Origin of the sequence: Pseudomonas sp. G11, assembly GCF_029457515.1 — a bacterium.
Lineage (GTDB): Bacteria > Pseudomonadota > Gammaproteobacteria > Pseudomonadales > Pseudomonadaceae > Aquipseudomonas > Aquipseudomonas gorinensis.
Map to the genome: position 1 here is coordinate 2,642,832 of NZ_CP120377.1, position 23,687 is coordinate 2,666,518.

At 57.7% G+C, this 23,687-nt stretch carries 24 protein-coding genes; 5 read left to right on the forward strand and 19 right to left on the reverse strand.

The window, feature by feature from the left end; translation table 11 throughout:
* Positions 1-61: 61 nt before the first annotated feature.
* Both P2T68_RS12240 and P2T68_RS12245 read left to right on the forward strand, forming a co-directional pair.
* Positions 62-1,801, forward strand: coding sequence for a tyrosine-type recombinase/integrase (locus P2T68_RS12240; RefSeq protein ID WP_277378663.1), 1,740 nt, complete (start codon positions 62-64; stop codon positions 1,799-1,801).
* Complete coding sequence (locus P2T68_RS12245; RefSeq protein WP_079384160.1) at positions 1,794-2,210, forward strand: TetR family transcriptional regulator; 417 nt, start codon at positions 1,794-1,796, stop codon at positions 2,208-2,210. Before P2T68_RS12240 ends, P2T68_RS12245 begins: the two co-directional genes overlap by 8 nt.
* Before the next feature lie 89 nt (positions 2,211-2,299).
* Here the strand turns inward: P2T68_RS12245 and P2T68_RS12250 are convergent, their stop codons facing one another.
* The 6 genes from P2T68_RS12250 to mobH all read right to left on the reverse strand — a co-directional run bounded on the left by P2T68_RS12250 (position 2,300) and on the right by mobH (position 9,344).
* On the reverse strand, positions 2,300-3,262 hold the full coding sequence (locus tag P2T68_RS12250) for an SdiA-regulated domain-containing protein (protein ID WP_028692954.1): 963 nt from the start codon (positions 3,260-3,262) through the stop codon (positions 2,300-2,302).
* Between the two features lie 45 nt (positions 3,263-3,307).
* Positions 3,308-3,661, reverse strand: a complete 354-nt coding sequence (locus tag P2T68_RS12255; protein ID WP_028692953.1) for a TraR/DksA C4-type zinc finger protein — start codon at positions 3,659-3,661, stop codon at positions 3,308-3,310.
* A 5-nt stretch (positions 3,662-3,666) separates the two neighbouring features.
* Entirely contained in the window at positions 3,667-4,518 is an 852-nt protein-coding gene (locus tag P2T68_RS12260; protein WP_028692952.1) for a universal stress protein, read from the reverse strand.
* Between the two features lie 267 nt (positions 4,519-4,785).
* The gene (istB, locus tag P2T68_RS12265; RefSeq protein WP_029241171.1) at positions 4,786-5,589 is read right to left on the reverse strand and encodes an IS21-like element ISPsy20 family helper ATPase IstB; all 804 of its coding nucleotides are present in this window, start codon (positions 5,587-5,589) and stop codon (positions 4,786-4,788) included.
* Positions 5,582-7,081 carry an IS21 family transposase gene (istA, locus tag P2T68_RS12270; protein ID WP_115129398.1) on the reverse strand — a complete coding sequence of 500 codons (1,500 nt, stop codon included), beginning with the start codon at positions 7,079-7,081 and terminating at the stop codon, positions 5,582-5,584. The genes istB and istA overlap by 8 nt, the downstream gene beginning before the upstream one ends.
* Positions 7,082-7,619: 538 nt before the next feature.
* On the reverse strand, positions 7,620-9,344 hold the full coding sequence (gene mobH / locus P2T68_RS12275; RefSeq protein ID WP_159994816.1) for a MobH family relaxase: 1,725 nt from the start codon (positions 9,342-9,344) through the stop codon (positions 7,620-7,622).
* A gap of 224 nt (positions 9,345-9,568) precedes the next feature.
* Here mobH and P2T68_RS12280 point away from each other — a divergent pair, with 224 nt between their 5' ends.
* Entirely contained in the window at positions 9,569-9,766 is a 198-nt protein-coding gene (locus P2T68_RS12280) for a hypothetical protein (protein WP_007901093.1), read from the forward strand.
* Between the two features lie 132 nt (positions 9,767-9,898).
* On the opposite strand, the gene P2T68_RS12285 is transcribed toward P2T68_RS12280, so the two are convergent.
* Complete coding sequence (locus P2T68_RS12285; protein ID WP_277379393.1) at positions 9,899-10,858, reverse strand: zincin-like metallopeptidase domain-containing protein; 960 nt, start codon at positions 10,856-10,858, stop codon at positions 9,899-9,901.
* A gap of 130 nt (positions 10,859-10,988) precedes the next feature.
* Complete coding sequence (locus tag P2T68_RS12290; RefSeq protein WP_159994820.1) at positions 10,989-11,318, reverse strand: hypothetical protein; 330 nt, start codon at positions 11,316-11,318, stop codon at positions 10,989-10,991.
* Positions 11,319-11,774: 456 nt separating this feature from the next.
* Here P2T68_RS12290 and P2T68_RS12295 point away from each other — a divergent pair, with 456 nt between their 5' ends.
* Positions 11,775-12,140 carry a DUF3742 family protein gene (locus P2T68_RS12295; RefSeq protein WP_159994822.1) on the forward strand — a complete coding sequence of 122 codons (366 nt, stop codon included), beginning with the start codon at positions 11,775-11,777 and terminating at the stop codon, positions 12,138-12,140.
* A gap of 8 nt (positions 12,141-12,148) precedes the next feature.
* Here P2T68_RS12295 and P2T68_RS12300 read toward each other — a convergent pair whose 3' ends face one another.
* The 5 genes from P2T68_RS12300 to P2T68_RS12320 all read right to left on the reverse strand — a co-directional run bounded on the left by P2T68_RS12300 (position 12,149) and on the right by P2T68_RS12320 (position 16,724).
* On the reverse strand, positions 12,149-13,705 hold the full coding sequence (locus tag P2T68_RS12300; protein WP_159994824.1) for a conjugal transfer protein TraG N-terminal domain-containing protein: 1,557 nt from the start codon (positions 13,703-13,705) through the stop codon (positions 12,149-12,151).
* A 10-nt stretch (positions 13,706-13,715) separates the two neighbouring features.
* A complete protein-coding gene (locus P2T68_RS12305) occupies positions 13,716-14,024 on the reverse strand; it encodes a hypothetical protein (RefSeq protein ID WP_074844868.1) in 309 nt (102 codons plus the stop codon).
* 4 nt (positions 14,025-14,028) lie between these two features.
* Positions 14,029-15,411 (reverse strand): integrating conjugative element protein, encoded by a 1,383-nt coding sequence (locus tag P2T68_RS12310; RefSeq protein ID WP_074844871.1) that lies wholly within the window; start codon positions 15,409-15,411, stop codon positions 14,029-14,031.
* A complete protein-coding gene (locus P2T68_RS12315) occupies positions 15,408-16,364 on the reverse strand; it encodes a TIGR03756 family integrating conjugative element protein (protein ID WP_277379394.1) in 957 nt (318 codons plus the stop codon). The genes P2T68_RS12310 and P2T68_RS12315 overlap by 4 nt, the downstream gene beginning before the upstream one ends.
* A gap of 105 nt (positions 16,365-16,469) precedes the next feature.
* Entirely contained in the window at positions 16,470-16,724 is a 255-nt protein-coding gene (locus P2T68_RS12320; RefSeq protein ID WP_159994828.1) for a helix-turn-helix transcriptional regulator, read from the reverse strand.
* A 167-nt stretch (positions 16,725-16,891) separates the two neighbouring features.
* On the opposite strand from P2T68_RS12320, the gene P2T68_RS12325 reads away from it, so the two are divergent.
* Complete coding sequence (locus tag P2T68_RS12325; protein WP_034128270.1) at positions 16,892-17,149, forward strand: LasR-specific antiactivator QslA; 258 nt, start codon at positions 16,892-16,894, stop codon at positions 17,147-17,149.
* Between the two features lie 41 nt (positions 17,150-17,190).
* Here the strand turns inward: P2T68_RS12325 and P2T68_RS12330 are convergent, their stop codons facing one another.
* From P2T68_RS12330 to P2T68_RS12355, 6 genes are read right to left on the reverse strand one after another with little or no spacing between them, the layout of a single operon-like run.
* On the reverse strand, positions 17,191-19,944 hold the full coding sequence (locus P2T68_RS12330) for a conjugative transfer ATPase (protein ID WP_159994830.1): 2,754 nt from the start codon (positions 19,942-19,944) through the stop codon (positions 17,191-17,193).
* Positions 19,944-20,360 (reverse strand): TIGR03751 family conjugal transfer lipoprotein, encoded by a 417-nt coding sequence (locus tag P2T68_RS12335; RefSeq protein WP_159994832.1) that lies wholly within the window; start codon positions 20,358-20,360, stop codon positions 19,944-19,946. Before P2T68_RS12335 ends, P2T68_RS12330 begins: the two co-directional genes overlap by 1 nt.
* Positions 20,323-21,840: a TIGR03752 family integrating conjugative element protein gene (locus P2T68_RS12340; protein WP_159994834.1), complete on the reverse strand. Its 1,518-nt coding sequence runs from the start codon at positions 21,838-21,840 to the stop codon at positions 20,323-20,325. Before P2T68_RS12340 ends, P2T68_RS12335 begins: the two co-directional genes overlap by 38 nt.
* The gene (locus tag P2T68_RS12345; protein ID WP_159994836.1) at positions 21,830-22,639 is read right to left on the reverse strand and encodes a TIGR03749 family integrating conjugative element protein; all 810 of its coding nucleotides are present in this window, start codon (positions 22,637-22,639) and stop codon (positions 21,830-21,832) included. The genes P2T68_RS12340 and P2T68_RS12345 overlap by 11 nt, the downstream gene beginning before the upstream one ends.
* Positions 22,636-23,277 (reverse strand): PFL_4703 family integrating conjugative element protein, encoded by a 642-nt coding sequence (locus P2T68_RS12350; protein ID WP_069551354.1) that lies wholly within the window; start codon positions 23,275-23,277, stop codon positions 22,636-22,638. The genes P2T68_RS12345 and P2T68_RS12350 overlap by 4 nt, the downstream gene beginning before the upstream one ends.
* Complete coding sequence (locus P2T68_RS12355) at positions 23,274-23,687, reverse strand: TIGR03750 family conjugal transfer protein (RefSeq protein ID WP_159994838.1); 414 nt, start codon at positions 23,685-23,687, stop codon at positions 23,274-23,276. Before P2T68_RS12355 ends, P2T68_RS12350 begins: the two co-directional genes overlap by 4 nt.

The following is a 23,687-nucleotide window of genomic DNA, read 5'->3' on the forward strand; positions in this document are numbered from 1 at the left end:
TGTCCTCATCGCACAGCCAGTTTCAGCGAATGGTCTAAGTCCCGCAGAGCGGGATGCAATCGTGATCAGCGCTATCGTTAATGAAGATGGAGAAACCTTCGTTCTTAGCAGGTTTGGCGATGCACAGTGGGATCTTCGCCCGTTTTTTGATCAGGCCAATATTGCTCATTCTTATAAATTCATCAACTGGGATATGGGCATGCCTCGGGCGCTTATTGATGACTGCAAAGCTGTTGCTTATGCTTGGTTTAAAAGAGGAATGCCTAGATCCAAACCTCCTATCGCACGGGGCATTACTACTTTCGCCGTCGTCAGCGTGATGCCTTTTGTTCGCTGGTTAAACAATCTAGGAGTTTCAAGCTTTGCAGATGTCCGTCCGATCCATGTCAGCAATTACGTTCATCATTGCAAATATGAATTGAAGTTAAGGCCTCTCCCGCTGTATGGGCGATTACGGGTTATTGATTTTCTTTGGGTGTTTTCTGTCGACACGATGTTTCCCATTCAGAGTTATCCTTGGGGTAATTCGACATTGTGGCGGATTTGTGGGGTCGCGAATGTAAAAGGGTTGGGTGCTGCCACTAAAAACGTCGGGCGAACAGATATCATTCCTCATGATGAACAATCTAGGATTTTCAACTATTGCGAAAGCATTGTCCGGGAGATGAAGGCCGAATTGGCAGTCAATGGTATTGGATATCATCCTAGTGATGAACGGATGGCAATTCGTTGCAGAGATGCTGTTCTGTATATAGTTTCAATCACTAGCGGCATGCGCAATGACGAGGCAATTGGAATTGAGGTTGGCGCTTGGCGCAAAGAGTTAAGAAATGGAATTAATTTTTGCTGGGTGACCACAGTCGAGCACAAGACAGGTAAAGGCCAAGTCGAATATCTTGTGCCAGAACTAACGATTGAAGCTTTAAGTCTTTTGGCAAAATATTCAGCACCCATCAGAAAAGAGCTGGATGAAGAGATTAGACAGCTTGCAAGCAATCGGGATTTTTCGTATTCAACTGAACATCTCCTTAGGCTCGAAAAAGCCCGAAAAGCCGCGAATAAACTATTTTTGGGACGAAACACACAAGGAGGGAAAGTTCAGGAAAGCCATCATGTTGAGGCTCTCAGCGGGCAAGCATCCAATGCTGCGTTTGACCGTATAGCTAAAGCCGCTGGAAGCGATTGGCCGTTGAGGACGCATCAATGCAGGCGAACATATGCAAGATGCTTTGTAGAATCCCGTATGGGCCGCACTTCATTGATCTACCTCAAATGGCAGTTCAAACACAGCAGCATGAGTATGACCCAACTCTATGCATCCAATCCGCAGCAAGACCTGACTCTCTTTGATGAGATCTTCCAGCAGATGACAGAGTTTAAAATTGACCTGATCGAATCATGGCTCGATGATCAGCCACTGGCAGGGGGCGCTGGCGAAAAGATTGTGGAATTGCGGGCAATTCCAATCAAGGATAGAGCTGCTTTGCTTGCCCAGACCGCCCCACATGCCAACATTCGTGCGACTGGACACGGCTGGTGCATCGCCACAGAGCGGGGCTGCGGAGGTGCTGGTCTATACGAAGCCACACGGTGTCCAGGGTGCAAAAATTCGGTGATCGATGAAGTCTTCGCCAGCACTTGGCAGGACATCTACATTCAACAGCGAGAGCTGATAAAAATTGAGGATGCAGGCCCGGCTGTTAGGCAGCGCGCAGAACGCGACTTGCAGGTTGCACTAGATGTAATTACCAGCCTTGGCCTTTCTCCAGTTGAGGAAATGGAGGAGGCGGCAAATGACTAGACAGGCGGTGGGCCCTGACTCTCCTATTCGCTCCAGGTCGAAGACACTCGCCGCGCTCAACAAGGTCGTCGACGATCTCATTGCTGGTGACGGAAAGCTTTCCATCACATCCGTTGCCCGTGCCGCAGGTGTGACTCCGGGACTCATCCATAACACTTACCCAAGCATAGCGGAAAGGATTCGCAACATCGTTGGCAAGTCGGTGCGAGCCCAGCGAGACTCTAAGCATCAAGCGTTGATGAGCGAGAAAGAAAAGAACAGGGTGCTCCGTGCAGAGAATGATCAGCTTTTAGCGGAGGTAGCTCGGCTGGCTTCGGTTAACCAGCGACTAATATTCGAGATGATTCAGCTGAAGGCGGTTGCCAACGGTAAGGTCACCGCACTCCCTCTGAAACCAGGGCCCAACTAGGCCCTGATGGGGAACCCGCAGAATTCGTAAAAATCGCACGCTAACAGTTCAAGCGTCCCGGCCACGCCTGACTGTAGCTTGTTGACTGGTCAGTCTGTCTCGCGGGTAAAGCGATAGAACAAGTTCGGCTCGCTGACCACGTACAAATACCCTTCATCGTCGATGGTTACGCCTTCGGCTTGGGGTATGCCTTTCAGCAAACCAGCAAACCCCCTCGCCAAGGAGCGGAAACTCACCACCTTGCCCTCATCGGTGATTTCAATCAGCAGTTTCGACTCGTCGCTGAGCAATATCAGGTGGCCACTCTGTTGATCGAAGACGACCGAAGACAAGTCAGTGGCAAATACCTTGTCCTTTACCAAGTTGGACAGGTCGCGCACGTGCAGGGAAAAACCTCCTGCCAGGCTGGCACGAAGGCCGCCCACTTCCAGCAATTGGCGAGGGTCACGCTCCTTGGTCACAAACAAGCGATCACCTTTCAGGTCGTAGGCGAGCCCTTCAAGGCCTTTGTTGTCCGCCTTGCCAAGTGCCAAGGTCAGAGCTGGATACTGGTCTCGGCTCAATGAGCGACCGGGAGAAAGCTTACTGCCTTCGGCGAGGGGGACATCCACGATAACAAGGCTCTGCCGGCGCTCCTCGGCGATTACCAGTTGGCCGTTGCCGGCATAGGACACCGCCTCCACATCGTGGAAACCGTCCAGGCTATAGCGCCTTTCCACGTCACCGTCACGACTGAGGGCCAATAGTTCGTTTGGGCCGTTGGTAACCGCCCATAGCAGGTTCAGGTCAGGGTCGAAGGTCAGGCCCGAAAGGTTGTTGTCCACACCGGGAACCGGCTTAGCATCGAGCTCAACCCGATAGTCAGGCAGCCACACAGAGCGCTCCTGCCAATCGTCGGTGTGCCAGTGGGTCTTGATCCAGAAGTACAACCGATCATCAAGGTGATGGGTGCGGACTTGGAATACGGTAAGCAATACAAAGCACAGCAGTGCCCACATCCAGGCACTTGTTTTCTGTGTTCGGCCCAACCAGTTTTTAGCCATCAAATACATTAGAAGCCTCGTTAATTGGGACTGACGTCACGAGCTGTCATGGTTTCAATCCGACTCGGCGCGGCTCGCACAGGTGATGCACAACGGCGTGGCCGGATCGAATTCCAGGCGGCCCGAGGCGATCAACTCGCCGCATTGGTTACACCAGCCATACTCGCCCTCGTGCCAACGCTTGAGGGCCAGCTGGAGGCGGACGCGTTCATGCTGCGCCCGACTGCGGATGGCATCGTTCATCGCTTGCTGCTGGAGTGCGTCCATCCTCGACAGACGCCCTACCTTGCTTTGATCCAACTCCACCGATTGCGAGCGAGACTCAGCGTCTTCCAGCAACCGATCCAGCTCGGCAGCCCGCTGTTCCAGTAGGGTCTTGAAATGGGCAAGATCGAGGGCGTCGTCCATGGCCGTTAGCGCAGCAGCAACAGTGGGCCAGTGGTGGTGCGCAGCATGCTGGTCGTGGTGCTGCCGACCAGAAACTGACGGATGCGCGAATGACCGTAGGCCCCCATCACCAGCAGGTCGATGCCGTGCTCTTTCTGATAGGCGTGCAAGGTAGGCTCTATCTCGCCGTTCAGGGTCTCGGCGCGAACAGTGAATCCGACGTTGAGCAGCACTTTCTGCGCCCAGTCCAGCTGCGCGGACGATTCGTCGTTCACTGGCCCAACCATCACCAGGTGGATCGGCAGCCCCTTCAGCAGGGGGCTGGCCGCCAGCATCTCCACACCCTTGCGGGTAGTAGCGCTGCCATCGAAGGCCAGCATCGCGCTCTCGGGCTTTTGGAAGTTGGCCGGGGTGACCAGGATTGGCCGGTGCATGATACGAATCACGCTCTCCAGCTGGCTTCCGACATGCTGACTCAGACCGCCGCTAGACTCGCCTTGGCGACCGATGACCAATAGGCGCGTTTCGCTTTCCAGCTCTTGCAGGTTTTCCAGCAGATCGCCATGACGTTGCTTGGACTCCGGCGCGGTCACACCATCCGTCATGGCCCGCTCTTTCGCGGCCGTTAACATGATCCGCCCCTGCTCCAGGGCCAACTTACCGCGCTGTTCATCCAGGGAAGCAAGCTCATCGAGCAGATGCTCGCGGCTGCCAAGGCCGATATTGCCACTCAAGTCGGCCGCAACTGGGTACTGGCGCTGATCCAGCACATGCAAGAAGGTCAGCGGGGCTTCCAGGCTCAGACTGGCCCAGGCTGCGTAGTCGCACACAGCTGGAGCCGAGGTGGAACCGTCGATACAGGCAATTACTTGGGTCATCGTTGTTCTCCTTCTCAGTGGCCCATGAGTTGATCAATGGCGTCGGGTTTATCGTGAACTCCGAATCGATCCACGATAGTGGCGCTCGCTTCGTTGAGACCTAACACTGTTGGCGCTGATTTAAAACTGACCCACCCTGCCGATTGAAAATTGACCCAGGACGGATTGCTGATTTTTGCCCCAGCAATTGTGGATAAGCTTAGCAGCAGTGTTCCGATTCAAGACCATCAAGCCCCACCGCAAGCGGCAGGGCATTTATGGTGCGGATCAAAATGGCTCATCGTCCTCGACATCATCTCCGTCCTTGCGCTTTCGTTCCCGTGACTTGATCTTTGTCTGCGCGGCCAAGGTGCTGTGTTGTAGTCGGTAGGACTCGTTGCCCGTTTCGACGATGTGGCAGTGGTGTGTCAGCCGATCCAGCAACGCGGTGGTCATCTTGGCGTCGCCAAACACACTCGACCATTCCGAGAAGCTCAGGTTGGTGGTGATGACCACGCTGGTGTGTTCGTACAGTTTGGACAGCAGGTGAAATAACAGGGCACCGCCGCTTTGACTGAAGGGCAAATACCCCAGCTCATCCAGTATCACCAGGTCTGTTCGTAGCAGTCCCTGGGCGATTCGCCCTGCCTTGCCATCGTACTTCTCACGCTCCAGCAGATTCACCAGATCCACCGTGGAAAAGAAGCGCACGCGTTTGTTGTGGGCCGTGATTCCGGATACAGCCAAGGCACTGGCCAGGTGTGTTTTCCCGGTTCCAGGGCCGCCGATGAACACGACATTCTGCGCGGTTTCAGTGAACGCTAAGCTGGATAGATCGCTGACCAGCCGGGCATCAGCGCTGGAAGCGCTGAAGTCAAAGCCAGCTAAGTCACGGTGCATGGGGAGTTTTGCCATGTTCATCTGATGATTCACCGAGCGTACCGCGCGATCCGCATGTTCCTGCTGAAGCAGATGTTCCAGCAGCCATTTCGATGAAGCCGTCGACGCTGTTCCTTGAGAGACCAGTTCTTCCCAAGCACTGGCCATGCCGTGCAGGCGAAGTTCTTTGAGTTCAGTCATTAGGTCACGCATTGCGATTCTCCTCATCGGTCGCACGGAGCCGGTCGTAGCGTGCCGTATTGGCAACAGGCGCGACCTTGAGTTGCAGGCTGGTTTCTACACAGGGAGGTGGTGTGGTGGAGGTCAGGCGGGCAACGACATTGAGGATGTGATCGGCGCTCAGACTTCCCGATTCAAGTACCAGCTCCACCGCCACCAGCACTGGTTCGAGACCCGCAATTGGCACAGCAGCCAGTACCTGCATCATGATTCGATCACCGTTGGTGTGACGCCTCAGTCCTCGTTTGAGAAGCCGTAACGGTTTTGGCAAATCAGCAAATGGCGCGCCGTTGCGCAATGCACCAGGCTTGCGTTCGATGAGTGGGATGTAGTGCTGCCAGTCAAAACTGACCTGATCTCGATCAAAGAGGCGCTCGTGACTGGCGATCACCGTTTCGTCGGCAATGACCACGATCCGCGAAGGGTACAAACGGCTGCTGACCCACTGGCCGACTCTCTCACATGGCACTGAATAGCGATTTCGCGCCACGCTGATCAGACAGGTGCTGGAGACCCGCACGGTACGCTCGACGTAGCCATCAAATACCGTCGGCATTGGCATCATTTCGACCTGCTCCAGCTCCAAGACCTCGGCCACCGTCAGCCCGTTGTACTGCGGATGCACCAGTTCGCTCCAGAGCGACCGGCAACGTTGGCCGAGCCAGACATTCAGCTCCTCAAAGGTATGGAACATGCAATTTTGAGCATCGAGCCAGATTCGCCTCCGGCTGTCCTGCACGTTCTTTTCGACGATGCCTTTCTCCCAGCCAGAGGCCACGTTGCAGAAGTCCGGATCGAACAGATAGTGCGCGCACATCACGGAAAACCGGGCGTTGACCGTGCGGCCTTTACCTTTGTTGACCTTGTCGACAGCCGTTTTCATGTTGTCGTAGATGCCGCGACGTGGCACGCCACCCAACGCTCCAAACGAGCGCGTATGGGCATCAAATAGCATCTCGTGGCCTTGGCTGGGGTACGCAACCAACCAGAATGCGCGGCTGGCGCACAGCTTCATGTGGGAGACCTGGACACGTCGAAAAAGACCACCGATCAGCAGACCTTCTTCGCTCCAGTCAAATTGAAAGGCCTCACCGAGAGCAAACGTCAGCGGTACAAAAGCGCGTAAAGACTTGCCTTGCTCCCCTCGCCAAGAGCGGACAAACGCCGTGAGCTGGCTGTAGCCGCCGTCGTAACCCTCGGCCTTGATCTGCTCGAAAAGCGCTTTGGCGCTCCTGCGGTTGTGTCTTGGCCGGAACGAATCGGCCTTGAGCGCCTGCTCCAGGGTCTCGTGAAAAGGGCTGAGCTTATTGAAGGTTGCGCACCGTTGGTACGCTGGCTGAGTGGCTTCGGGCGCTCTGACCCATTTTCGGATGGTGTTTCTCGACAGCCCGGTACGCTTGGCTATCTGATGCAGCGAGAGCTTGTCGCGGAAGTACATCCGCCGGATTTTTCCCAACATTTCCATGCTGATCACCCTGTGTTCTCCTGCTCAAAAAGTGAGCAGAAGCAGTTGAACACCTGGGTCAGTTTTCAGTCGGCAGAACAGCCTCTACTGGGTCAGTTTTCGGTCAGCGGCAACAGAATGAATATAGGTCGTCATGTGTTCGCATGTCTTTTCTCTGCAGGTACGTTATTTTGCATATTTTTAACATACACGCAAGGCGGGATGTCGCGATGGTACGGTCCAGCAGCTTGCTTGTGAGTTGAGGTCAATAGGGCGACGGGTTAAACAGCGGAGCCTGCGCGTGGTAGACGTCAAGTTTTTGAGTGCGGAACAGAATGACAGTATGGATACCTGTATCTGGGTGGCAGTTAATCTGCATTTCTCACATGCTTGAAGAGATCGCTGATGCGCTGCGTTGGGCACACCGACGCTTCGGGAGGAGCGTGTCATGGATAGATCTGCAGCTAGATTGTAAGTGACAAAAATATAGAGTCTGGGAGGCAATCCTTGCATGGGCAGTGCCCAAGAAAAGAGTTGGACGGCTCCCTATGTGAGGTCGTTAGCCATCATCAAGCGCAAGAAACGGGTTGTTTGGTGGTATCGATTCTAAAAGTGATGTCGGCTCCGCAATCAGATATCCCTTCAAAGTTGTTTTCTTCCTGGGGCCTTGCACTTTGCATGCCCAGATGTTCAAACCATCAGCGCGCTTTCGGTGGACCTTCAGCTTCTCAAATTGCTTCTGCACCCAGCGCCATTCTTCGATCTCTTGACAGGTGCCATGAGACACACCAGGAAACTCCTGCGCATAGCGTTGAAAGAGGCCAGGGGTCACGAGAAATACAGTGCCGTCCACCGTGTGAACCTTCGCCTTGCTGTCATTGATGACCAGCTTGTGGCTCGAGATGCTTTCTTTGACCCAATTCAGAAATGCCTGACCTGGGCCATCCAGCGAGGTATTTGAGATTTCGAGAGTGCTTGCTGACGATTCGTCGCTGACCTCAGGCTCTTCCAGCTCGAACATATCCAATAGCGTGCCGAGATAGTCAGCGTCTTCCATCGCCATGGGATCTTTCAGCGAAGAGCTTTGACGCGATCCTGTACTGACAGCCTCTGACGCTGCTGGTGATGCCGGAGCGTCGGTCGGATGGTCATCGACTGTCACGCTCACCGTCCCGCTGAAAGCTTCGGGACGTTCTTCGTTCCTCCAGATCAACGCCGGCTGAAGGCGCAGAAAGGTAAAGCTCTGCTCCCAGTCTCCCTGCGTCACCAGCGCGGTCCAGATGGCTTTGCCTTCCGGGGTGGACTCGGCCAGCCCATGCGACTGGAGTTCATCGAACACCGCGATGTTGGATGAGGGAATACCCTCGATCGACTGCGACAGCAGATAGGCTCGCAGCTTGTCCGTGACCGTCTTGCTGACCAGCCACAGCGCGTCTTGGGTCAACCAACCCGCGGCGCCCGGCTGGTTGAGTTTCAGCTCGTGCTGAACCAGATGACGCAGTCCGCTGACCAAATGGTGTTGCAACGAATGAACCGGTGCTTGCAGCGCCTTGCTAGGGTTACCTCCGATATTCTGCGCGGTGGAGACACGGTCGGCCTGAATGACCAACTCACCGAGCACGCCGGCACGTTCGTACTGGCCGGCCAGGACATACAGCAAGCTGCCCCAGAGCGACGGAAAGCCACTGAGCCAATCGAGGATCGGGCGGTCGAGAATCTGGGTGTAGAGCAAACCTGCGGCGGCGCCGTGCAGGTGGTAGTCGCGACCTTTGAGGTAGCGAAAACGGTAGGGCTGATCCAGCGGGCCCTGCCAAGGATGCCAAACACGGCCATCCTGGCGTTCGACCTGCAGGTCCACGGCGATCTTGCCGATGTCATGCAGCAGGGCGCCATAAGCAATACCCGCCGACCAGGCATCGGTCTGGGCGGCTTGGTCTTCGGGCGCGGCGCCGGTGGGAAGCAGATATGACTGACGCAGTTTCAAACTGCAAGCGACCAGCTCTAACCCATGGTCGAGCATGCCGCCAAGATAAGCATGATGGTGCGTCTCGCTGGCTGGAAGCTGCTGGACCAGTTCGGCGTAGCGATGGATCGGATTTAAATAGAGCTGGCTGAACTGCGGATGGGAGAGGGCGGTGTACTGCCAGATGCGATCGAGCAACCGTCGACGGTGCTCGGCTGCTAATAAGCTCTGGGACGACTCGATGGGCAGGTAACCTTCGGCAACTTTTACGGTGGGTGGCGGAGGTGGCTTTTGCCTTTTGTGGCGAAACAGATTGAGCATCGTGGCCTCCCGGGAAATGGCAGGATCAGTGGCCTTTTAGCCTTTTCGGATAGGGCTCTTACCCTTGACTCCCCATTCCCTTCCAACCCTTCCCCATCCTTTTGGCTCGTGTCCCTTTGTGCGGCAATTGGGATATTGATACTGCTAGACATCGTTTTGTTAGGGTGCTGGTACGAGAAAGAAAAGAGTCGGTACACTGCGGTGCATATTTTTTGGGTCTTGCCATGAACCTCACTGACGCTACGCTCGTGCTGCTGCTCGCGGCACGTATCCATGGGACCGACGAAGCCGTCAGGGCCTCGGCGAAGAGCGTGGTCAAGAAGTTGCCGCGCAGTAAGCGCGATTTGATCTACAAGGTGATCGACAGCCGGAGTCCGCTCGAGCTGGTGGATTTTCTGGCGCAGAACCTGGATGCGGAATGACAGGCTGGGGGTGTGTGCCCATCTCTGATTCTTTTCATCAGTGCCCCGCGGCATGGGGATTTTTCTGGGCGCAGAAAAAAGGGCCCGACTCGCGTTGGGCCCTGTGATGCGATTGCAGCGGTGAGGTAACCATCAAACTCCATCGTTCATGTATCGTGAGTCATCCATTGCCATCTGCTTCAGTTGCTGCTCCAGGTTGAGTACATACTCCGAGGCGCTTCGGGCCTGACCACTGGCGCGAAAGATCGCGCGTTTGTCAGCCTTGAGCAGGCCGAGCCAGGAGTCGATGTAGCCCTCGTGCCGCAGCTCCCCCTGTATACCGGCGTAGGCACATAAAAAAGCAGCGCCCATCTCGGCGATCAACTCCTCAAACGCATAGCCTGGCGAGCCGAACGGACAGGCTGACGTCACGCCTTCGCGCTGTAACCGAGCGTGATGCCCGGTCCAGTGCGTCAGCTCGTGAAGTGCGGTGGCGTAGTATCCACGTTCATCGTGAAATTGCGCTTTTGTCGGCAGTTGGATGAGATCCCTGATCGGGTGGTAAAAGGCTTCGTCGGCAGATCGATGAACGATCTGTGCCCCCGAACTTAACAGCAGATTTTCCGCAGCACTGTTGGGCTGGAAGGGATCACTCTGTTCCGTCTCGAGCAGGGTGTCATTGAGCATTTCGAGCCCCTCCGTTTGCTCGATGTTGAACAGAAAATGTGTCCTGAGAATGCCAAAGTGAGCGACCTTGGGTTGACCGTTCTCATCGAGGACCGGTTGGCCTGACTCGGTCTGTTCCTCGCGCTCCATCGGCTTGTAGAGCACCGCCAGGGTGCTGTGCTCACCCTTACGGATGTGTCCACCGGCCTTTCTGGCTTGGTTGAACGTCAGCCAACGATCTTGACTGAACCCCTGCAACCTAGCCTCGGCCCAGAGCAGCGGTAAATTGATGCCCGAATACGGACGTCGCGTGATGGCATTGATGGGGTAGGGTTGATGACCGATGTAAGCTGATCCACTTGAGGACCAGGGTTTGATCCAGGGAGCAACGCCTTGGTCTAACGCGGTAACGATCTTGTCAGTTACGTCTTGGTAGATATCGCGCATGGCAATTTCCTCGAAAGAAAAACGAAGGAACGCCTTGCCCGCCGGGGGAGGGTTCCCCGGTGGGTGATGGTTGGATTGATGCAGGTCTTGCATGCCGTCCGAATGTGGAGGTGGGCGCCGCCCATTGCGCTTAGCGCTGGTGTTCTCCTGCAAGCGCTATCAGCAAGGCGGCAGGCTGACCCGGTTCTTGGAGTAGGCTCAGACTCAATTGCAGCAACGGGTCTTGGTCTAAGCGATCGGTTGGTTCAATGTGGATTACCTCGAACAGCACATAGGGCTTTTGTGGATAGGCCAGGTGTGCTTCGAAGGCTGCGCGCAATACGTGGCTCAACCGATCGATCTGCAGCTTCTCAGCGTGATCGGAACGCTCGAGCTGTACTGCGCGTTGCCATGCGCCAGGTGTGAACACGATGGGCAAACGAAGGGTGTTCAGTGTTTCCGGTGTAAGTGAGTCGGGCATGGTATGTCTCCGTTGAAAACGCGAAGAAACCTGTCCCGTGCGGGAAAAGATTTCCCCGCAGTGGGTTGAAGAAAATCAAGAGGGTTTTCCTGACGAGCAGAGCTCGAAAGGCGCTCAGGAGAGCAGTAGGCGTTCATCACCGTAGAAACGGTCACCGTGCGAGCTACCGAACGCTAATCGCACTTGGGGAGAGCCATCATCGAAGTGACGTAGCCTTGAAGGTTCTGGCTACCTGGGAAAGTGCTGTCGATAACAGCGATCCGTACCTTGTATTTAACCGGACGATTTGTATGGGTCAATGACTGTAGAGACGCTGTTTCACGGAGCTTGTCTTCTGTCTTCCAGTGAAGATTTTTCGGCTGGGGCAAACTGATAAACGGTCAGGCACGGGCCGATTTCAGTAGTACGCTATTACTCTTGTCTCAACCATGAAAACGCTCAGAAGAGGGCGAGACCATGCCGATTCAGCAACCTGTTCAGAGTTCACGTGCCCACTGCTGGGCCTATACCTGTGGCATGTCGATAAAGCGCGGGTATCGCAAGTTGAAAGCGTTTGAGTCCCGCGTGGCTGAGCGTGCGGTGACGGCAGGTATGCCTGCAGGTAAATTACTTGTTCGCGGGAGTTTTCTGATTGCTCAGTTGGCGCTGCTCGGAGCATTACTTTTTGTTAGTTTCTGGTTGTTTGTGCTGATGTGCACATTCGTCGCATTCGCAGCTATCCCAGTTCAAGATTCAGACACTCCAGGTATTGATGATCTCGATGATCCAATGCATAGAACATCTTGGCCTGAGCGGTACGATAAATGGGGTTCACTGAAGTAACCTCGTGGTTATTTTGAGCCCCATTTACCCGAAACAACTCTTGCACCGCTCATCAACTGAGAGGTCCCGTTAGCGCTCGCTGTCTGTGCAGCCTGGGTTCCCCTGCTGAGCATTCCTTCTACGCCGGAACCTACGCTATATCCGGCCCAACTCATTGCTGCTAGAAAGACCATTGGCAGCACGATGAACATCGCCCCCATCACATACTCAATTACCTGCGCCGTGACCGTCCCATCCATAAACCCGGATGTGGGTAGCGATAACAACACTTGATTGGACGCCGAAACTTGGTTGTACAAGGTATCGAGCATGCTGGAGTCGACCCAGCGGGCCAGTTCCCACCAGAAACTCAGCATGTGCAGCGTGAACAGCGCGAACGTCACCGTCATGACGGTCTTCAGCTGATAGGTACTGACCAGCAGGATCAGCGGCAAGCTGATGATGACGCCCATGATGAGGAAGGCCTGCACCATTGGCAGAGCGGCGCGTAGCGCATTCATCGCTGGGAAGTTGCTGAAGGAGCCGAGGGCCAACCCGGTATTGGTGGCGAGGTTATTGAGCCCCTGATTGATTGAGCCGCCACGAGCGCTAGAGCCATAGTCCTGGTACACCTGTCCAGGTGACATGGACATCGTTTGCTGGCGCGGGCTGATCAGTTCGCGCAGGGTGGCATCTTCGATCTCGTTGCTCGAACGGCCAGTCAACCAACCTTTCAGCTGAGTCAGCAGCGAGGGATCAACCTGCTGGATCAACCGCTCGCGCAAGCCAACACCGCTGTCGCTCCACCACTGCTTGCAAGTGGGGTAGCCCGCGCCATTCTCCAGGCGCGGCAAGGAAACATCGCGGCTTTCGTCATACGGCCAACTGATTCGCGGTGTGCGTGAACGATCCGTGTCGTAGTAGCCGGGCGTGTCGAGAAGATAGCTTGAGCCGATCCAGGACGCGTCGTGACTTTGTTCCTTGTCCAGTTGCGGGCGATTGGTAAACAACCGAGAACGGGAATAGCCATAACAGTCGCGGGTGAAGTCGGCGACTTCCTGCAGCAGTACCTGGCTGTTGATACGCGAGCTGTCGATCTCCATGCGCATCTGCCGAATATCCGGTGCGCAGGGAATGGAGGCGGTGGCTGCGGCGGTTACCCCTTTGCTCAAGGCATGCACTAGAAACCACCAGGTCGGTACGTTGGCGGAGCGTTCGCCGATGGTATTGAAGGTCGTCCCCCAGGCGGTTTCCGCTGGCTTGGCCACACTTACGCCGCAGCGCTGACTCGCCGCATCATCGAGCGTCATTGACGAGAGGCTCAACGGAAAGACCGGCGCGCAGCCGAACAACACAACGATGTAGGCCAGCCACAACCGGTTTTCGATCCGCGGCACCGAGAGCTGTCCCTTGTTACCTTCATCCGCACCTTGCTGACGGGCCGATAGCCATTCTTGCAGGATGATTGCACCAAAGGGCGCGGCGAACAGTCCGGTGTCGGACAGGACGCTCCAGAGGCCGTTGTTGATGATCCAGGCCAGTAGGGAGAGGTAAAACTCCAGGTAGCTGTTGGTGCTCATGAGCATGGTGGTGACCTCACAGTCGGGTGAGTTCGACGCAGGTAATGAGCACGAGCCCTAATGTCCCGATGCGTTTCACGCGCAGTCGATCCTGTGGTCGATGTCGGTAGCGCCGAAGCAGACCCCACCAGAGCGCGAAGAGGGCGCCGTAGAGCAGGGCACGCCACCCCCGCAGATAGGGTCGTACGGATTCGAATACCTGCTGCCAGGCCTCGAAACTACCCAACGCAATGCGGCCGATCCAGGCGACCAATGCGGCGGTGAGGATCATCGCCGCGGCAATTCCCAGACCTGAAAGCAGAGTGAACAGCCGTGAGCGTTTCATGGCTTCACTTGCGCCTGGCGTCGGCGTCATTGAGTCGGCGGGGCTCGGGATCACCTTGTTCGACGGTGCGTGATGCGTCGGCACCCCCTGCATGCCGATCGAGCACCAAGCTGGCGGTATTGGTGGCCAGCATCTGCCGGACCTGCAGTTCGGTCTGCAGCAGACGAATTTCGCGCTCCAGAGCGTCGATGTTTTTCGTCAAGGCGGTTTGGGCCGGTTCGGCGGAAGCGATGTTCGGTTCGTGGCTGCCCGCCAGCAGAGTGCGCAGTAGCAATAGCGCCTTGTCGAGCACGCTGGACAGGGCTGTCTCACTGGCCAGGCGCCGTGTCAGTAGATCCTGGTCGGGATCGTCGCGCAGCGCTTCGATCACACCCCGGGTCACCGGCAGCATCGGGCTGGAGGCTTTCACCAGGTTGTCAGGGGTAGGCGGCAGCGAGCCAGACAGCAGCTCTTGCAAGGCCTTGAGGCGCTCGTTATAGGCCTCCTGGATCAGTGGCGTCAATCCGCTGCCAGCGGTCGCACGCAGGGTTTCGCAGCTATCGCAGGTCGAGACTTCGCTCTCGCCCAACACGCGAACGGCCCATTCGGATTCCTCTTGCGGCGAGGCCCAAGTCTGGCAGATAGCCCCACCCAGGCAGTCGTTGCTACTGATCGACGCACCGTCATCCACCGACCGGTTATGCAGCAGGTTATAGCCTGCGCGGACCACGTCGGCGGTCACCCGAATGGGCGTCTGTCCGTTACCTCCGGCCTTCGAACCGCCGACCCAGGACACTCCATTGTTGCCGTTACGCGCCTCGGTGTTTTTCACTGCGGCCACCGCATCACCGCCGGTTTGCTCCAGATTACCCTGCATTTCCTGGTTCTTAGCCAGCGCGCCCCAGCCGGCCTGACCGACCTTGTCCGCCATCTTCTCGGCCATGGCCTGGCAGGTCAGCTTGGAGCGGTCGAAGTCGATACGCCCCTGCATCACCCCGTTACTCAGCAACTCATAGAGACCGGGGTTGGCGCGCTGGATGATCAACGCCGGCAGTGACATCACCGCTTGGGTCGCGTTCTGCACGATGCTGCCCATAATCTGCTGGAAACCTTCGGTGGCACCGTTTAGCTGGTTTTGCAGGGTGTTGGTGAGGCTCATGTTTCCGCACATCATGTTCGCTCGCCAGGACCCGCCGACACCGAGACCACTGGGTCGGTAGAGCGAGCTCGGTGAGCCCACTGCCGAGCCGCCACCAATGGTGTACATCACTCGGTCATCGAGCACTTCGCCTTGAGTGCCCAGGCGGTAATCGCCCTCGGCGGCGTGGGCATGCGTGGCCATGGCGAGCAGCCCGTAGATCAACAAATTTGCCAGACCAAACCATGATTGCGCACGAAGTCGACTCATGACGCACCGCCTTCGAAGTCGATGCTGAACAGGAAGGTCTGCCCCTCGCGTTTACAGCAGCTATAAGGACGCCACAGCGACCAGGCATAGCCGCCATCCGCGCTCTGGACCGGATCGCTGGGGAAGATGGCGCACGTGGGCTGAACCTGGGGGTAGAGCAACTGCCATTTGTGGGTTGAGGTGTCGTTTTCAATAATCGGGCCCGGCGGCCAGTAACCGTCGCGTTTGGCCGGCGTGAGTGGTACATACACATGCGGTTGCCCGTTACGGGTGATGACATCGCCGGCCCGTTGCGCCATGACTGCGGCGGCTTTGAAGTCGTCAGGCTGTACCAGAAAACCCTGCCGGGGATAAACGTTGCCCCACATGTTTCCCGAGGCCTGACTACCGATTTCACGGAGCCCCGGCATGAGCGACTCGGGGTAGAAACCTTCCGGGATGCCATCGCGCCAGGCCAGTGAGTCCAGGGTACTCAGGAAGTAAGGCATGAATGCAGTTGCGCCGCTGGCGCAGGCGTAGCCTGATTGCGAAGCCAGTTGCGTGGCGATCCTGCCACCGGGGTGGCCGATACCGTCGACGTTCTTGAAGCGGGGCAGGTTGTCGCGGCGGGTGTTCGGGGTGATCAGGTTGCCGCCACCCTCCGCGCCGCTGATGGGAGCGGAGAGGGCAGCCATCTCGGTCCAGGGGTTGCCGCCGGTGTTGGCGTAGCTCGAGACCACCAGTTCAGGAATGAAATGACGAACCTTGGTCGAGGTTTTGACTGTGCAGCCGAAGGGGGTGCAGAACAGCCAGAAACAAATGCCGACGACCCTGTAGTCGAGGCAGTTTTGCGAAAGCACGGAGGACGTGATGCTGGCGGTGTCCAGCGCCACGCTTGGGCCGCACGCCAGCAGGATACTCAGCGCCAGGGGCCGTAGCTTTGTGGGCGAGATTGACGAGCAGGCAACAGGCATGATCCAGGCTCTCGGTGTATGGCCTGGGCAGGTTCGATTACAGACTGAAGACTGTCAGTGGAAATTATGAAGGCGGATCTATCGGATTTGTGAGCCGTGAGACTATTATTTGACGTGAAGGGCGCTGCGCAGAGTATCGGGTTCTGCAAGTAGCTGATCTGTGGTGATTTCGAGAATATTGGCGAGTTTGCACAGGACCATCAGCGACGGATTGCCCGTGCATCGTTCGATTTGACTGACGTAGGTGCGATCCACCTCGGCCATGAGCGCCAACTGCTCTTGGGTAAGGTTTTTCACGCGTCGCATCAAGCGGATGTTTTCCGCCAGCTGCAGACGAAGCTGTTCGTAGTCTTGAGTCATGCGCGCAAATTGCGCCTTGAGGGACTCTCAATCCACGGGATATAGTCTACATTGGCATATCTAGGCTATTTGATGCTCATGCCTGTTATCGAGCTTTCATTTGGCTTCGTTAGGATTTTCGAGGCTGTACTCCGCGTCTAACAATAAATCAGACATCTAGGGTGTGTATGGACGAAAACTACATTTCAATTCCTGCGGCGGATGGTTGCCCAAGTCTTCTGACACCATGGAGCAACGAGTTTGCCTCGATGATCGAACGTGGCGTGCAATGTGCTCAGGCTTGGCTTGATACGCCCGGCGAGATTCCCCTGTGGTGGGAGCTGGCACAAACCCGCAAGACCTTTCCTGTCGGTGACTGCCAGGATGCCTTCGAAGCCGGATTCTTGTTGAGGATTCAGCAGCGGCTCCGGGGCGTACCGCAATAACCGATCACTCGCTTTAGAGCGAAAGGCCTGAATAGATTCCCCTATGCGGGTTCTATTCCTCGCGCTCTATCGATCCGTTGAGCTACCCGATACGCCGCTTCCAACTCAGAGCAGCCATTCTCCTGCATCAGTGTCCAGCGCTCGGCTTTTTCCTCGGGCTCCGTCATGGCCAGGGCGAGATAAAGACTTGGCGGCACGGCCCGAAACAGCGTTTCGAGCTTCTTCGATAGCACGACCCCCTCAGTGTATTTTCCCGGCTCCTTGCTGGCGGAGAGCAACAAGGCTTTCTGTGCCGGCGTGAGTTTCTTGAACCGTGCGATTTCTTCGATTTCCGCGGGCGGCATGTTCAAACAAATCCACCACTCGATCATGTTGAGCATGGTCTGCGCGGCAGTGGGGAAGTCGGCAAGGTTCTGCGTGGCGAGCCAGAACCAGGCGCCAAGCTTGCGCCACATCTTCGTGCCCTTGACCACGAACGGTGCCAGCAACGGGTTCTTGGTGATGATATGGCCCTCGTCGGTGACCATGATGATCGGTCGGCCCAGGTACTGATCGCGCTCGGCGAGATTGTTCACGGTGTTCATCAGGCTGATGTAGCTGATGGACATCTGGGCTTCGTAACCTTCACGAGCATAGGTGGCCAGGTCGACAATGGTCACATCGCTCTCGGGCCAAGGCGTGCCCTCGCGATCGAACAGTTCACCCTCGAAACCCTGGCAAAACAGGTCGATGGACTCGCCCATTTCCTGGGCACGCTCGCGACGCTTCTCCGGCAAGTGCGGGTCTGCGGCGACGCGCAGCAAGGCGTCGCGCACGTCGCGGGTCAGCACCTGACGGCCCGCGGTGACGCAGGTTTGCGCCGCATAGAGAATGCACTCGCGGATCAAGCTGCGATCGGCTCGACTAAGGCGGGCTTCTTCCTTGGCCTCGCCGCCGGTGATCATCAGTCGGGCGGTGATTTCCAGTTCGCCGAGAACATCGCGCTGGTCCTCGCGACTGGCTACCGCCTCATCGTCCAGCTCATCGATCGACAGAGTTGCCACCTGATCCGGCTGCTCAACCAGACGCCAGGCATCGACAAAGGGCGCGAGGCTGACCGGGGCGCCAGGTTTCAATTGGACCTTGTTGACCGAGAGACCTTGTGTCGCGAAGTAGTCACCCTGCAAACCAAACGAATTACCGGCCTCGACGATAAACACGCGAGGGCGGTACACGGCCATGATTTGCATCAGCAGGGTGACCAGGGTGGCTGACTTGCCGGCACCAGTCGGGCCGAACAACAGCAGATGACCGTTCATGGCCCGGTCCAGTCGTGATAACGGGTCGAAGCTCAACGGCGAACCACCACGATTGAACAGGGTGATACCTGGGTGATCGGTACCTGTGCTGCGGCCCCAGACTGGAACCAGGTTCGCCAGGTGCTGGGCGAACATCAGGCGCGTGTACCAGTTGCGTGTGTCGCGGGCCGGGTTGTACGCCATCGGTAACCAACGCAGGTAACTGTTGCAGGCGGCAACTTCATCGCCTTCGCGTACCGGTTGCAGCCCCACACCCAGCAGCGCGTTGGCCAGGCTGACCGAGCGCAGGTGCAATTGCTGCTCATCGTGACCGCGCACGTAGAACGCCAGCGTGCCGCGGTACAGCTTGTGCTGGCGACCGATGATCGCGCGAGCCTCTTCGACATCCTGACGGGTCTGGGTCGAGGCCAGGTTTTCACCGATGGCTTTGCGCGCCAGGCGGTTTAACTGGTCCTCGAGCACATCCTGCGGTTTGACCACCAAGGTCAAACTCATCACCGTGCCTTCGGGTACCTGATCGAACAGGGCATTCACCGCGTCGCCCTTGTGGGTTTCGCCGGTTAGCTGACCAATCAGCGGTGCGCGTCGTAGCTTGTCCACGACCATCACCCGATGGGGCTGATCGTCGAAGTACCAGAGTCCACGCTGTACATCCGAACGCGGCTCATTGAAAAATAGGCGCTCGGCAAAGTCATGATCGAAGGGCAGCTCCAGCGACTCACCATCGCTCGGCTCCGGATAGGCCACGCGGCGGTAGAAATCCTCGGGCGCTTCATCAGTGAGCGTGGGTGCCGGATTGAACCACGGCACTAACCAGGCATACAGACCTCGGCCATCGACTCGCGTTGTTTGCACCCCGCATGCCTGCAACGAAGCCGCAATACGTTCGCAAGCCTGATGCAGGGATTGCACCGGGGTGAGTCCTGTCTCCTCAGCGTCAGACTCAAGCCAGCGATAGACCACCAGTCGCACCCGACGGTTATTGCCGCGCCAGGGCAGGCGCGTCACCACCTTATCCTCAAACAGACCACCGGGCTTGGCGATGGCCTTCAGATGACGGCGGCTGAGCTCCAAATACGCCTCGGTGAAGACCGTGCCTCGCGCGCTGTCCTGGATATAATCGGTGAGCCGGGTCAGGTAGGGGGTGAAGTCGTTGTCGTCCTGACAGAAAAACTGCGCCACCCACGGCGCTTGGTCCCGCTCGTCAAAGCTATCCTGCAGGGCATCCTCGAGGGCATCGCGGGCGGCCATCAACCAATCGGGTTCGCGCCCTTCGGTGCCGATGGGCAGCAACTCGAACACCGCGCCCACCGAGCGATTGTCATCGAGCAAAAAACACTGCTTGGTGTCGAGGTATTCGACCCACGGCAGGTGATCGGTGAAGCTGGGGTTGTGCGCATAGAGCGCGGCTTCATCGGCCAAGGTGGCGCGAGGGCGCAATGGGTGGCGCCAGGCTTTCCGCGCAGGAGTGCGGTTGCCCGCATCGCTGGTACGCACTACAAGTCTTCCTGACGTTCACCCGGTAACGCGTACTGCACCCGTTGGTAGAACGGAAATACGGTCGAGTAACCCGGAACTGGTGCCTGCTCGGTACCACTCAAATGCGGATACACGTACAGCACCAGATCGGGGCTGGGCAGGCGAGGGAACAGGTTGCGGATCTCATTCGCCGCTGTGCGCGTGTACGGTTCCTGGAGAGCCGCGGAGACATCTGCCTGAGCCAGCGGGCGGCGTAACTGCTGCCGAGCATCCAGCAGTTGCTGCTGAGTGCCTTGCGAACCAGCACCGTTCCAGATTTCCAGCATGGTTTGCTCGCCATGGGGCAGCAGCGTCTCCTTGTCGGTGGAGCACCCCGCCAGACCCCAGCAGAGCAAACTAATCCAGGTAAGGCAGAGAAGCTTGGTCTTTTTCATGGCGAACGCTCCGGCCCTTGGGCTCGTAGTCGATGGTGATCTCATGGTCGAGGTGCAGTGCGACTTGGGCGGCCGGTGGCACGTACACGGCCGCAAAGGCCTCGCCATACAATTTGTTGATCCACTCGCGGATGTCGCTGACCCCACCGCTGAGAATTGCATTCAGCGCGCTATTGCCATTGCTGCTGGTGACTCCGAGCGTACTTCCGCCCGAACTGATCACGCTGCTATTGCTCTGCTCATCTCCGAGCAAGGCAGCGACACCGGCGCCAGCCGCCGTGACCAGACTCTGGCTACCGAGGTACTGCTGGGCGTTCGAGCGGCGCTCACCGGCAATGCACGGGATGCCATACGGATCGGACAGGTAACCGAGTCCACCACGGATCTTGTCGGTGTTCGAACTCTGGGTGGTGGAGGCGTTGCGGCTGGCTACTGCCTTCGGCTGAGGCACCGTGCGGATGGTGCCGTCTGTGAATACGAAAGTGATCGACTCGACCTGTCCGCGTACGCAGGACAGGGTCCAGTCACCGGACGCCGTGCCGCTCATTACGGCCCCCGCAACGTCCGGCAGGTCGATGCCGTTGGCGGTTAGGTTCTCGGGGCCGACCAGCACCTTGAAGGGATAGGGATCATTCACGGTGCCGTCCACCGGGACTCGGCCGATCAGCGCGGTCATGGCGACCGAGCCCATCAGCGTGGCGTTTTCAGGAATGGTGTAGACCGGCTTCGCGCCTTCGGTACGATCAAGGGATCGCGTCAGGCCACGCTCACCCTGGGTGACCGCCCGTAGCTGTTTCTGGCTGCGATCAATGGCGTTATCTTTCAAGTCTTCCAGTGAGTTGAAGGCGGTAGGCAGACTCAGTGCGGAGGAAGTCTTGGTTTTGCCTCGGGCGTTGGTGGACGGAGCATCCGAGGGTTCAATCCACTGCAGCGCATCAACAGCAGGATGCAGGCCTTCGAACTGCGCGCCATCGCCCGGCTCAAGCCCCAGTCCGATCGGCATGTCCTTGCCTTTGCCGGTCAGCCCCGACAATTGGTTCTGCAATTGCGTCAGCAGACCGCGAGCCTGGTGACTGTCTTGTTCCGCTTTGAGTCTGGCCTCGTTGGCTTGTCGGCGGCCTTCGTCGACCTGCTGGGTCACACTACCTAGCGCTGTCTGGATACGCGAATCAACACTGTTTTCCCGCTCCCGCAGGCGGTTGTTCTCCGTTTGCAACGAATCGTTGTGTTTCTTCAAACCGAGCATGTCGCTGCGCATGGCTTTCACCTGGCCGACCAGGGTGGCGACCGTGTCGCGTGGGGTATCGCCCGCAATGCCGAGCGACTTGGCTTGCTCGACGGATAACTGAAGGTTGCCCTGATCAACCGGGTTCTCTGGAGAGGGCGTGCTACTCCCCGCGACCCAGCTTTTCAGAATAATCAACACCACGCCCAGCAGTGCAGCCGGCACCAGCCATTTGAGCAAGGCGTTAGCTTTCATCGTCAGCACCTCGTGCAATGGGCGGGAGCGGCACGGCGTGTTCGAGGCCGGCACCGCGAGTGACGAGGTAGGCGATCGTGGTGTCTTCAGCACTGCCGACCGGTCCGAGGAAAGCATGCTGGAAAGCCGCGGCGAACAGCGTGGCCTGCAGCCGACGCGGATCGAGTTGCACCCTCGCTGAACCACGATTGCGCAACTTCACCGCCGTCACCCAGTAATCACCGAGTCGCCAGGCGGCGATGGGTGTGCTGGACACGTTTTCGGTCGGCAGCAGGGTCGGCAGTTCGGTGCGCAGCTTGAGCGGGACGCGGCGTACACCGGGCAGGGACTCCACGGTGCGCAGCGGCGCGTACAGGCTTTGCGCGGCGTAGCGTGTCAACGCGACCGGGATCGGCGTACGTGCTGGAACAGGTACGGCGCTGGTTTCAGCCTCCGTAGCCTGCATCTGAACATTCTTGAGAATGCGCACGGGCTCCAGCGGTTGATCGCCAGGCGTGGCCGCGATATCCAGGAGGATGATCTCGCCCGTCGCGACCGATTGCAGTTGCAGTCGGGTCGGGGCAATGGCTTCCGATGCGCGCAGGTACAGCGTGCCGCCGGTTGATTGCACGCGCAGCTTACCCGTCAGGGTTGAGGGCACGCCGACTCGAACATCCTCATCGACAAAGACCACTCGTTCCTGATTGATCACCAGCGGAACCGCGAGGGGGAGGCGTTCCCAGCGGATCAGTTCGACGGCTTGTGCTGCTCCCCATAGCATCAGTACGACGGTGAGTCCCAGGGTAGACATCCGCTTCATGGTTCACCTCCAGGCAGGGAGATTTTTTGCGGAGTGCCCTGATAGCAATCCAGTGCCAGCCCCCACTTGTTGCGCTCGGGATCCAGGTCAAAACGCACCACGCGCAATGGATAGCGCACCACCACCCGTTTCACCGGTTCAGCGGCGTAATATTCATCGGCGTTGAGGTCGAGCTTGACCAGCCAGCTGTCACGGTCGAGTTGCTTGACCCGGAGTTCAGGATCCTCGCTGTAGCCTCGGCCCAGAATTTCGTAGACGCCACGCACTCGCTGACGCAGTTCGCCTGCGGCCTTGCGGTACTCATAATCACCGTCGAGGAAGGCCTTGCAGGCGGGTGTCAGGTAGGACTGCAAGCCATAGATGGCGCGACGATAATCCTTCTCGCCATCCGAGGGCCAGCGGTTGAGCTGGCCAAAGATGTACAGTGCAAAGGCATAGACATTCTCTGAGGGGATATCCCACCACTTGCGCGTGCTGCCCGAGCGCAGATCTGGGGGTACATGCACGGTCAGATCGGTCGGTGCCGAACGCCAGCCGTACCAGAGCCCGGCACAGACCAGGGCAAGGATCATTACCGCCAGACGCAGGCTGAAGATATGGGCCCGTTGGGCATCGACCTTGTTTCGAAATCGGCTCATGGCTGCCACCGGGACAGGGCAGGGCGCAGTCGACGCGAACGGCGAACCGTCCAGGCGCCGGAGTGGAGAATCAAACTTCCGCGCCCCAAGTGCCAACGGCTGGCGAGTACCCATTCGAGTTTGCGGTACAACCAGGTCTCGGGGCGAGCCCGTTTGGCCCGGCGCAGTAGCGTGCCACCGGCAAATAGCACCAGCGCCATGCATGCGATCATGCCGGTCGGCGCTACGGCAATGGAAGCGGTGGCAATCGCTAGAGGAACGCCCAGCAGTAGGCCAATGACGGCGCCGGTGCCGAGTGCTACCCACATCTCATCATTGGTCAACCCGCGCAATACGGCGGGATCACGATTGAGTCGCTCTGGGAGAAAGACCAAGGTGCCGTCGGCCAGGCGTTCGATAGTGTCGTTCAT

Excerpts from the sequence above, each read along its gene's own strand:
- P2T68_RS12255 (WP_028692953.1), bottom strand. The coding sequence starts at position 3,661 with ATGGACGACGCCCTCGATCTTGCCCATTTCAAGACCCTACTGGAACAG.
- P2T68_RS12345 (WP_159994836.1), bottom strand. The coding sequence starts at position 22,639 with ATGAAGCGGATGTCTACCCTGGGACTCACCGTCGTACTGATGCTATGG.
- P2T68_RS12340 (WP_159994834.1), bottom strand. The coding sequence starts at position 21,840 with ATGAAAGCTAACGCCTTGCTCAAATGGCTGGTGCCGGCTGCACTGCTG.
- P2T68_RS12300 (WP_159994824.1), bottom strand. The coding sequence starts at position 13,705 with ATGCTCATGAGCACCAACAGCTACCTGGAGTTTTACCTCTCCCTACTG.
- istA (WP_115129398.1), bottom strand. The coding sequence starts at position 7,081 with ATGGAAATGTTGGGAAAAATCCGGCGGATGTACTTCCGCGACAAGCTC.
- P2T68_RS12335 (WP_159994832.1), bottom strand. The coding sequence starts at position 20,360 with ATGAAAAAGACCAAGCTTCTCTGCCTTACCTGGATTAGTTTGCTCTGC.
- P2T68_RS12290 (WP_159994820.1), bottom strand. The coding sequence starts at position 11,318 with ATGCCCGACTCACTTACACCGGAAACACTGAACACCCTTCGTTTGCCC.
- mobH (WP_159994816.1), bottom strand. The coding sequence starts at position 9,344 with ATGCTCAATCTGTTTCGCCACAAAAGGCAAAAGCCACCTCCGCCACCC.
- P2T68_RS12355 (WP_159994838.1), bottom strand. The coding sequence starts at position 23,687 with ATGAACGACACTATCGAACGCCTGGCCGACGGCACCTTGGTCTTTCTC.
- P2T68_RS12350 (WP_069551354.1), bottom strand. The coding sequence starts at position 23,277 with ATGAGCCGATTTCGAAACAAGGTCGATGCCCAACGGGCCCATATCTTC.
- P2T68_RS12305 (WP_074844868.1), bottom strand. The coding sequence starts at position 14,024 with ATGAAACGCTCACGGCTGTTCACTCTGCTTTCAGGTCTGGGAATTGCC.
- istB (WP_029241171.1), bottom strand. The coding sequence starts at position 5,589 with ATGCGTGACCTAATGACTGAACTCAAAGAACTTCGCCTGCACGGCATG.
- P2T68_RS12250 (WP_028692954.1), bottom strand. The coding sequence starts at position 3,262 with ATGTATTTGATGGCTAAAAACTGGTTGGGCCGAACACAGAAAACAAGT.
- P2T68_RS12295 (WP_159994822.1), top strand. The coding sequence starts at position 11,775 with ATGCCGATTCAGCAACCTGTTCAGAGTTCACGTGCCCACTGCTGGGCC.
- P2T68_RS12280 (WP_007901093.1), top strand. The coding sequence starts at position 9,569 with ATGAACCTCACTGACGCTACGCTCGTGCTGCTGCTCGCGGCACGTATC.
- P2T68_RS12245 (WP_079384160.1), top strand. The coding sequence starts at position 1,794 with ATGACTAGACAGGCGGTGGGCCCTGACTCTCCTATTCGCTCCAGGTCG.
- P2T68_RS12260 (WP_028692952.1), bottom strand. The coding sequence starts at position 4,518 with ATGACCCAAGTAATTGCCTGTATCGACGGTTCCACCTCGGCTCCAGCT.
- P2T68_RS12325 (WP_034128270.1), top strand. The coding sequence starts at position 16,892 with ATGGACGAAAACTACATTTCAATTCCTGCGGCGGATGGTTGCCCAAGT.
- P2T68_RS12285 (WP_277379393.1), bottom strand. The coding sequence starts at position 10,858 with ATGCGCGATATCTACCAAGACGTAACTGACAAGATCGTTACCGCGTTA.
- P2T68_RS12315 (WP_277379394.1), bottom strand. The coding sequence starts at position 16,364 with ATGCCTGTTGCCTGCTCGTCAATCTCGCCCACAAAGCTACGGCCCCTG.
- P2T68_RS12310 (WP_074844871.1), bottom strand. The coding sequence starts at position 15,411 with ATGAGTCGACTTCGTGCGCAATCATGGTTTGGTCTGGCAAATTTGTTG.
- P2T68_RS12320 (WP_159994828.1), bottom strand. The coding sequence starts at position 16,724 with ATGACTCAAGACTACGAACAGCTTCGTCTGCAGCTGGCGGAAAACATC.